Source organism: uncultured Mucilaginibacter sp. (assembly GCF_937859865.1).
GTDB lineage: Bacteria > Bacteroidota > Bacteroidia > Sphingobacteriales > Sphingobacteriaceae > Mucilaginibacter_A.
Genome location: NZ_CALMAT010000175.1, coordinates 1 through 8,889, shown reverse-complemented (window position 1 = coordinate 8,889; position 8,889 = coordinate 1). Strand labels below are relative to the sequence as shown.

Sequence of the window (8,889 nt, the reverse complement as noted above, 5' to 3'; positions counted from 1 at the left end):
ATTGTCTTTTTTGTGGTTCCTGCATCGGTATATAGTCAAAATAAAATTTACAGGCCTAAAAGAAGCATTGTAAAATTTTATGATAAAAGTTTAAACAGGGAATTTAAGTTTAACAACCCTTATTTATAACCCGCCGCCTGCAAGTTAAACAACTCGGCGTAGCGGCCGCCTTTGGCCAGCAGTTCTTCGTGGCTGCCGATTTCGGCCATTTCTCCTTTTTCCAACACCAAAATCTGGTCGGCCATGCGCACGGTAGAAAAGCGGTGCGAAATTAAAACGGCAGAGCGGCCTTTGGTCAGTTCGGTAAAACGCTCGAAAACTTCAAATTCTGCACGGGCATCCAAAGCTGAGGTGGGTTCGTCCAGAATCAGTAATTGTGCATCGCGCATGTAAGCACGCGCAATCGCTACTTTTTGCCATTCGCCGCCAGAAAGTTCTACGCCTTCAAAAAAACGTTTGCCCAGCATTTGTTCGTAACCGCCGGGCAAGCGTTGCGCCAGTTCATCGGCCATGCTTTGTTTAGCGGCACTTTTTATGTGTTCGGTGTTTTCTTTTTGGCTGATGTTTCCGGTGGCAATGTTTTGCGAAAACGTCATCTGGTAGCGCAAATAATCCTGAAAGATGATGCCGATGTTGAATCGCAAATCGGCCAGGTCATATTCTTTTAAATCGTGTCCGTCCAGCAAAATCCGTCCTTCCGATGGGTCGTACAAACGCGCTAAAAGTTTTACCAGCGTTGTTTTTCCGGCGCCGTTCTCGCCTACTAAAGCTAACTTTTCGCCGGGATTTAGAGTGAAAGACAAATGCCGGTTTGCCCAGCGTTCGGAATGGATATATCGAAAACCAACATCTTCAAAAGTAAAACCTTGACGGATTGGGTTTGGAAACGGGCGCGGGTTTTTAGCCGGATGAATTTTAGGCTGGATTTCAAAAAACTCAAAAAAATCGCGCAGGTAAATGGCACCTTGCGAAACGGTGGTAAAACGCGTGAGAATACTTTCCAGCAGAGAACGCAACTGCCGGAAAGAACCGGCCAAAAAAGTGAGTTCGCCCAGAGAAATGCTGCCGGTTATCGTTCGCGCAATGATAAAAACATAAGCGCTGTAATAACCGATGCTGCCCAACATGGCAAACAGCGTTCCCCAAACCGAACGCTGAACGACGATGCTTCGGTTATCCTTGTAAAACTTGTCCGACAGTTGCTTAAACCGCTCGATGATAAAAGCCGACAAATCAAAAATCTTGACTTCTTTGGCTGTTTCATCGCTTGCGCCGAGATAACGCAAATAATCCAGTTCGCGGCGTTGCGGTGTTTGGCTTCGGGTTAATGCGTAAGTTTGATCGTTAAAGTAAGATTCGCCCAAAAACGCAGGCAAAATTGCGACTAATAAAAGCAGGATCAGCCAGGGGTTAAACGCCATTAATCCAACGGCCAGAAAGCCCATCGTAATCAAATCCTGCACCTGGCTCATCACCTGCGAAAGCAAAACCGTGCGGCCAACGGTTTGCTGCCGTGCGCGTTCCAGTTTATCGTAAAAAACGGCATCTTCAAACTGGTCCAAATCCAAAATAGCCGCATGGTTCATGATTTTGACCGAAGTATGGTTGGAGAACAAATCGCCCAGCAAACTATCCATCAACGTAATGGCGCGGCTTAAACTATCGGTCAAAATGGCCAAACCAAATTCCAGCGCAACTAACTTCCACAAATAAGTATGCGGCAATCCGCCTTTTGCATGGCTTAATAAAACTACCTGATCAATGATGAGCTTGCCCACATACAAAATCAGCAGCGGCAAAGCCGACCGCACAAACCGCAGGAGGATATTGGCCAGAGCCATTTTCGGGCTTACTTGCCACACCAGTTTAAAAAATTGCGGCAGGTTGCGCAGTGCGGCCAGGCGTTCTTTAAAGGTTAAAGGCGTAACTTGAGTTGGGGCAGAACGTGGTTTCAATTAATCTTATAATGTTGTTTAAACTTTTTATCTAAACGGGTTTAAACCCGTTAATTTTAGTTATTCGAGGCAATGATCCATCAACTATTATCTATCAACACCCTTTTACCCAACCCCAACTTACCAATTTTTATGCGATAAAAGAAGCATGGCCAACAGATATGACTTTCATCATACAGTTATTTGGCCCGATTATTTGATGCGAATTTTTAAACCACTACCTTTAATCATTGTTATTCCTTAAATCATTCTAAAAATTCCCGCTATGATTGAACCGCAAAAAAACCAGTTTGCAAAGGATGCCAACGGCAATCCGGCAAAAAACGAAAACGATACACTTACTACCCGCCAGGGCCATCCGGTTTATGATAACCAGAACCTGCGCACGATAGGAAACCGAGGGCCGGCAACTTTAGAAAACTATCATTTTTTAGAAAAGTTGTCTCATTTTGACCGTGAGCGCATCCCCGAACGTGTGGTGCATGCGCGCGGTGCCGGTGCACATGGCATTTTTGAAGCTTACGGAACTGTAGGCAACGAACCTGCTTCAAAATATACACGTGCCCATTTGTTTCAAGAAAAAGGAAGGGAAACGCCTTTGTTTGTCCGTTTTTCATCCGTAATCCATGGCGGCCATTCGCCCGAAACCTTGCGCGACCCACGTGGTTTTGCCGTAAAATTTTATACCGAAGAAGGCAACTGGGATTTGGTTGGCAACAATTTAAAAGTGTTTTTTATCCGCGATGCCTTAAAATTCCCGGATTTGGTACACGCTTTTAAGCCAGATCCGGTTACTAACCGCCAGGATGGCGAACGTATTTTTGATTTTATCAGCAATACACCGGAAGCCATGCAAATGATTACCTTTCTGTTTTCGCCCTGGGGCATTCCGGCCAATTACCGGCAGATGCAAGGTTCGGGCGTAAACACCTACAAATGGGTAAACAACGATGGCGTTGCCGTTTTGGTAAAATACCATTGGGAACCGCTACAAGGCATCCGCAATTTAACGCAGGAAAAAGCCGAAGAAATCCAGGGCAAAAACTTTAACCACGCCACACAGGATTTGTATGATGCCATCGAAAAAGGCGAGTTTCCGCAATGGGAATTATTTGTGCAGATTTTGAGTGATGACGAGCATCCGGAACTGGATTTCGATCCACTGGACGATACCAAGCTTTGGCCGAAAGAGCAGTTTCCGTGGTTGCCGGTTGGTAAAATGACGCTGAAGCGCAACCCAACAAATTATTTTGCCGAAGTAGAACAAGTTGCTTTCGGAACCGGTGTTTTGGTGGACGGACTGGATTTTTCGGACGATAAAATGTTGCAGGGTCGCACGTTCTCTTATTCGGATACACAGCGTTACCGCGTAGGCAGCAACTACCTGCAACTGCCCATCAACTCGCCTCGTAAAAAAGCAGCAACTAACCAGCGCGACGGGCAAATGGCTTACCACCAGGATTTAACACAGGGACTAAACCCGCACGTAAACTACGAACCTTCTACTTTAGGCGGCTTAAACGAAGCACCTAAAAAAGGCAAGGATTACACGCCGCATTACAATGCTGCTTTGATAAGGGAAAAAATCAGCCGTCAAAATAATTTCAGCCAGGCTGGTGATACTTACCGCAATTTTGAAGATTGGGAAAAACAAGATTTGATCAATAACTTGGTAAGCACATTGGCCCCTGTAAAGCAACACATCCAGGAAAAAATGGTTGATCTTTTTACCCAATGCGATGCTGAATATGGCCAGCGCGTTGCTGATGGTTTGAAACAATTTAAAGAAACCAACACTACGCCGGGCGGAGACCACACTGAAGCCATGCAAAAAGAAGAAGCGGTGGCACAAGCCAAAGAAGAATCGTTAGAAGCAAAAGCTTATTAAAAGCTTCTGAAGTTTTTCTGCCAATCCATTACGATACTGTTTTTACCCCGGTAAAAACAGTATCGTTTTTTTATTTGTTGTTTTACCGCTTTAAATTCCTATTTATCATTTATGGACACCAACTACCAACTCATCAATGCCTCCCGAATCGGCAATCTTGCTCAAATCAAAGATTTGCTAATCCAGGGCGCCGATATAAATTTTCAGGACGAGCGCGGTTACACACCTTTGATTATTGCTTGTTACAATGAACAATTGGAAGCCGCCAAAATTTTATTGGAAGCCAAAGCAAACGTAAACGCACAGGATTTTGGCGGAAACACGGCTTTGATGGGTGTTTGCTTTAAAGGCTATCCCGAAATTGCCGAACTGCTGATTGCAAACGGTGCCGACCTCAATCTACAGCATGGCAATGGCGGAACAGCCTTGATGTTTGCCGCTATGTTTGGCCGGAACAAGTTGGTAAAAATCGTATTAGCACATGGTGCCGATAAATCCATTGCCGAAAGCCGCGGTTTGACCGCTGCCGATTTGGCCGTGCAACAAGGCAATGTAGAGGCTTTGGAGTTGATGGAGTTGTATTAAAATGGTTTCCGTTTTTTGATTAACCATTATAGTTGTAAGAAATTAATTAGGTTTTGTACGGTTGATGAAAGGCAGAATTTTTAGGCGATAAAAGAAGCATGGCATCACCAAACAAAAGCCGCAACAACCTGATGATTGCTGCGGCTTTTTAAATTAGATACAAAGCTTATTGATGTTGGATGATAACTTGCTTTTCGATCAGCTCTTTGCCATCCTTTACATGCAAAAAGTAATTGCCGTTTAGAATATCGGCGGTGTTTAAAACCACACCTTTACCATTGGCACTCTTACCTGATTTTAAAACCTTGCCTTTATCGTTGTACAATTCTACGCTAAAAGTATTTAGGGTTTTGCTTTGGGTACTGGCGTCAGATGTTGCAGCGGGGTTAGAACTGTCGGAAGCCGTTTGGTAATCAACTGTCATTTGCTGATCTGCCGGGTTCGGATAGGAGGCAACCCTGCTACCTGTGCCGCAAGGGCTATAAATGGTTACCCCACTGGTGGCGGTATTGCCGCAAGGGTCTGTATAAGTTATATTAGCACCGCCGCCCCCATGAACCGTTGCATAAGTACTCGAAGAATTGGGGCTTTGGAATGTTATAGTACTGCCTGATGAAAGGTTGCTTGCCGTCCAACGCCAGTTGGTGGCATTTGGGTTACTTGGCGTGGCTTGCAAAAGCCAGTCCTGGTAGCCACCGCTCCGACAAGAACCGCTCATTGTGGCGGAAATGGAAGTTACCGTTGGAGATGTGCTAATGGTTACAGGATATGAAACGGTTACATTACCACAGGCAGTTGGAACAACAGCCGAAAGACTGATTGCACCATTGCCTGTAGGTGTCAAAGTTGCAACATTATTGGATATAGTGATATTAGCAAGGTTGGAAGGGCTTGCTGTCCAAGTAATATTGCCGGTTGACGTGCCATTAACCGTATAATTCTGTGAATTACAAATACTGTTTGATCCTGTAATTGCATATTTTGTAGAAATTACTGGTGCCTGTGGTCGATTATCAATTTCGTTTGATAGCCATTGGGCACTACAAGCAGTAAGCGATACATGAATTTCGTTTGCATTAGGTGTAAAGTAACTGTTAAATGGTGTTTCTGCGCTTGTTACCAAGTTCCTGTTACTAAAATCTTCACCGTAATTAGAACCATTAGTTACAGCAAGAGAACTTTTAGCGGGTATAAAAGAATGGTTAGGAATAATTGTATAAATTTTAGGTTTTACAAATAAACGTTTAGATCCTGTAAAACCCACAGTAAAGCCGTCTGCAATTTGTTGTTGGGCATTGTAAAATCCACCAGCAGAGTTGTCAAGGCCAATTGAGTTTGCAAGTGTCTTAGAATAACGATCTCTTCTTAAGAATAACGCTAAAACAGACCCTGAAAAAACCTTATTCCTACCATTAGTGCCGGGAGTAAAGTATGTATTTAAATCTATCGTGTTATTTACCGCTGCAACACCGCCTGTAAAAATTTTTATAGCCACTAAAAAAAGAGTTTTTACAGGAATAAAGATAGCAGCAGCCCCACTAAGTATTCTTACAATTGTAGTTGGTTGTGCCGCCATATGAAGGGCTAAACCTCCAAAATTCCCTTGTGTAAGTCCATTTCCGGCACCATTGATTAAAGCTATCTTTCTTAATTGGGTAGGGTAGCCTAAAGTATTAAGTTCCTGCATAAAAGTATTGCGTGTTGAATATGGAGTAGGCGTTTCGTTACCTGTTAAATAATGGTGCAAGAGCATTTCTTTTGCGGCCGGAGTGTTAATAGTTGAATTTAACTTGGTTTTAGCGGGTGATAAACCCAAAGTATTGCCTAAATAATCAAGTGTCCACTGATCACCAATTGGGATATTGGCGCCTAAATGCGGGGAATCAAAAGAAACCCAAAGCCGGGTATTATGGGACATATTGTTGTGTTCCATGTAGGTTAGTGCATAACGGCTAATTAGTCCGCCCATACTTGGGCCAACTATTACTAACTTTTCTGTACTTCCGTTTTGTTGCAAAATTTGATTAACTGTTTGAATCAATTTAATTAGAGTAAAAGCATTTCGCTGTATGTAATCCGACCCTCCGTCAATCTGTTTTCCATTAACAAAATAGCCTGGAAAAAACAAATAAATTATATCGTATCCTTTGGCCAACATCTCATCACCAAAATTATTAGCACCGTTATTGTACATTAAATTTTTATATAGAAAAGGAAGCTGATTTTGACTACCTGGATCAAAACCATTTATTATGATTATTGGCTTTCTTAAAACTCTATCACAAGCATTAGTATGATATACGATGAATTCAGTCCCATGACCATTAATAGGGCTACTTTCATTTTCATATCCTTGATAAGAAATATCAGCAACAATAGGTAAAACGTCTGGCGTTCCAAACCCATTACAAGGTGGAGGTGAGCCAGCACCTAATGTGCCAACTCCTCCTTGTGAGGAGCTTACATAAACAGAACTATAGGTTTCAACTTGAGTTCCGTTAGTATAGTTTATATAATAATGAATTATTTTTACTCCAATTGATGGATACGTTATACTAATCCCTTGGCCTAAACTAAGTTGATGTAACCCGCTTCCATCTGCAAAATCAACATTTACGTTTGATATTGTATTTCCGGTATTGTTTAAATACAAAGACGATGATAGTTCAAAATATGCGGTACTAGTTCTAATACTATCTGTTAACACTGCCGCCAAGCTTAATAGTCTTTCGCGGTAGGGAGAACTTGGCCTATTAGGGACATCATACAATAATAGCCCTGACGTAGATATTAAGTTGTTTTGAATGGCTGTTGTATCAAGGTAATTGAACCTATAATTTAAAATACCTATGGGGACTATTGCGCTTTGTAATTTGGCAGAAACTTGTTGCAAATAATTATCTGGGGCAACCATACTATTGGTAGAATATGCTGCATTATAAAGCTCGTTATACCCTTGTAAATAATGAGAATTGGATGAAGTATCAGCGTAATTATCATTGAATACCGATAAACCAGAAAAAGGATAAACCCTATCATAGAATATACCTGTCGTAATATTCGACTTATTCAAATTGCTCATACAGCTATCGGCTGTTTGAGTATAGTTCTTTTGTGTTTGTGCTTGTACAGTTGCACAGACAAGTGCCAATAAATAAAGTAATAGTTTTTTCATAATTTAAATTTTTAATTTTTCATATCAAACCTACCATCAGTAACATGTAAAATATCATTTGTATTTGCTGTATTTATAGCGTCAAAAGAAAAAGTTCCGGAAATGATGCGTTGCGCATAATCAATATGCGTAAAGTTTATAATTGCGGAGTTTGATTTATAAGTTATATCATTAGACCCACTAAGGCCAACTGTACAGTATCCAACAGGATAAACTCCTTCAGATATATTTGGACTAACTAACATTCCTATCACATAACTTGTATTACTTGAATTATATACTAAGGCGTTAACATCGAAGGCATATCGTCCGGACACACCGCTTAAACCACCTGTGAGGCCAGGAGAAAAAAGGCTTGTTTTTGCCACGTAAACCTTGCCATTTATTTTACAGGAAAAAGTATTTGCGCCAGTTTGGGTGGGTTTGGTTAATTTTTCCTTATTACACGAATATAACAAGGGTAAAAAAAACAGAAATAGTAAAAGCGTTTTAAGCGGTTTCTTAAACAGGTAAGGCAGTGTTTTCATAAGCATTTTTTATAAAACTATGAGCAACAACAAAAAGAAAATAAGTTTTTATTCGGTAGAAGTAGCAGGTAGCTTTTGGTAATTTTAGGCAATTACAAAAAGCTTTATTTAGGTATGATAATGTTTTACGATAAAGATATTGCCTTTGTTTTACAATTGCAATTTTATTTAGGTTAAAAAATTGTTAAGTAAAACCTTGTACCTTCTTGAAACTTGTTAACTTGTATTTTTGCCGGATAAAAGAAGCATCAAAAAAGGCAGGCCAAAAATGGCTTGCCTTAACTTTTTAAAATATGGTTAGGAAATTTAAATATCAATGGCTGTGATTAGCGTTCATTTAACCCAAAAGTTTAAACAAAGGAGGCAGCCCTGCCGCCCCCTTCTGAATCAAATGAAAAATTAAAACTGCCTGGTTTTTATGATTGGATTATTGGTTTTTAAGTTGATACTTTTTTGAGTTTATTCGGTTTAAGCCTTCCTTTACATTTTTACATAAGTAAGTTTGGCCGTATTGGTGGTGGTGGCCATATCCGGGTTTTCCGGGGCGTAGTAGGCAGAAAAAGTCAGGATGTCGGATTGTTTCAACAGCCCGTTTAGTGCTGCTGTTGCAGTTGTAGCATTGTCAAAAGCTTTTTGGTAAGTAAAAGTACGGACAATATGTTTTTTCACATAGATGCGGTTATTCACCAAGGTATCTTTGCTGCTTTGGATCACCACGTTGTTCAAATTATCGTCAACCCAGTTGGTTGCGTTTACGCC

At 41.2% G+C, this 8,889-nt stretch carries 6 protein-coding genes; 2 read left to right on the top strand and 4 right to left on the bottom strand.

Annotation, left to right across the window (positions count from 1 at the left end):
* Window positions 1-119: 119 nt before the first annotated feature.
* On the bottom strand, window positions 120-1,955 hold the full coding sequence (locus Q0192_RS18595) for an ABC transporter ATP-binding protein (protein WP_299291995.1): 1,836 nt from the start codon (window positions 1,953-1,955) through the stop codon (window positions 120-122).
* A gap of 265 nt (window positions 1,956-2,220) precedes the next feature.
* On the opposite strand from Q0192_RS18595, the gene Q0192_RS18590 reads away from it, so the two are divergent.
* Both Q0192_RS18590 and Q0192_RS18585 read left to right on the top strand, forming a co-directional pair.
* Window positions 2,221-3,843 (top strand): catalase, encoded by a 1,623-nt coding sequence (locus Q0192_RS18590; RefSeq protein WP_366518216.1) that lies wholly within the window; start codon window positions 2,221-2,223, stop codon window positions 3,841-3,843.
* 111 nt (window positions 3,844-3,954) lie between these two features.
* The gene (locus Q0192_RS18585; protein ID WP_299291993.1) at window positions 3,955-4,428 is read left to right on the top strand and encodes an ankyrin repeat domain-containing protein; all 474 of its coding nucleotides are present in this window, start codon (window positions 3,955-3,957) and stop codon (window positions 4,426-4,428) included.
* 166 nt (window positions 4,429-4,594) lie between these two features.
* Here the strand turns inward: Q0192_RS18585 and Q0192_RS18580 are convergent, their stop codons facing one another.
* From Q0192_RS18580 to Q0192_RS18570, 3 genes are all read right to left on the bottom strand, one after another.
* Window positions 4,595-7,603, bottom strand: coding sequence for a T9SS type A sorting domain-containing protein (locus Q0192_RS18580; RefSeq protein WP_299291991.1), 3,009 nt, complete (start codon window positions 7,601-7,603; stop codon window positions 4,595-4,597).
* An 11-nt stretch (window positions 7,604-7,614) separates the two neighbouring features.
* Complete coding sequence (locus Q0192_RS18575; protein ID WP_299291989.1) at window positions 7,615-8,130, bottom strand: hypothetical protein; 516 nt, start codon at window positions 8,128-8,130, stop codon at window positions 7,615-7,617.
* A gap of 480 nt (window positions 8,131-8,610) precedes the next feature.
* Window positions 8,611-8,889 (bottom strand): hypothetical protein (locus Q0192_RS18570; RefSeq protein WP_299291987.1); only part of this gene is annotated, 279 nt, incomplete at its 5' end.

Bases quoted from the DNA above. Each gene is read 5' to 3' on its own strand.
- Q0192_RS18590 (WP_366518216.1), top strand. From the start codon at position 2,221: ATGATTGAACCGCAAAAAAACCAGTTTGCAAAGGATGCCAACGGCAAT.
- Q0192_RS18580 (WP_299291991.1), bottom strand. From the start codon at position 7,603: ATGAAAAAACTATTACTTTATTTATTGGCACTTGTCTGTGCAACTGTA.
- Q0192_RS18585 (WP_299291993.1), top strand. From the start codon at position 3,955: ATGGACACCAACTACCAACTCATCAATGCCTCCCGAATCGGCAATCTT.
- Q0192_RS18575 (WP_299291989.1), bottom strand. From the start codon at position 8,130: ATGAAAACACTGCCTTACCTGTTTAAGAAACCGCTTAAAACGCTTTTA.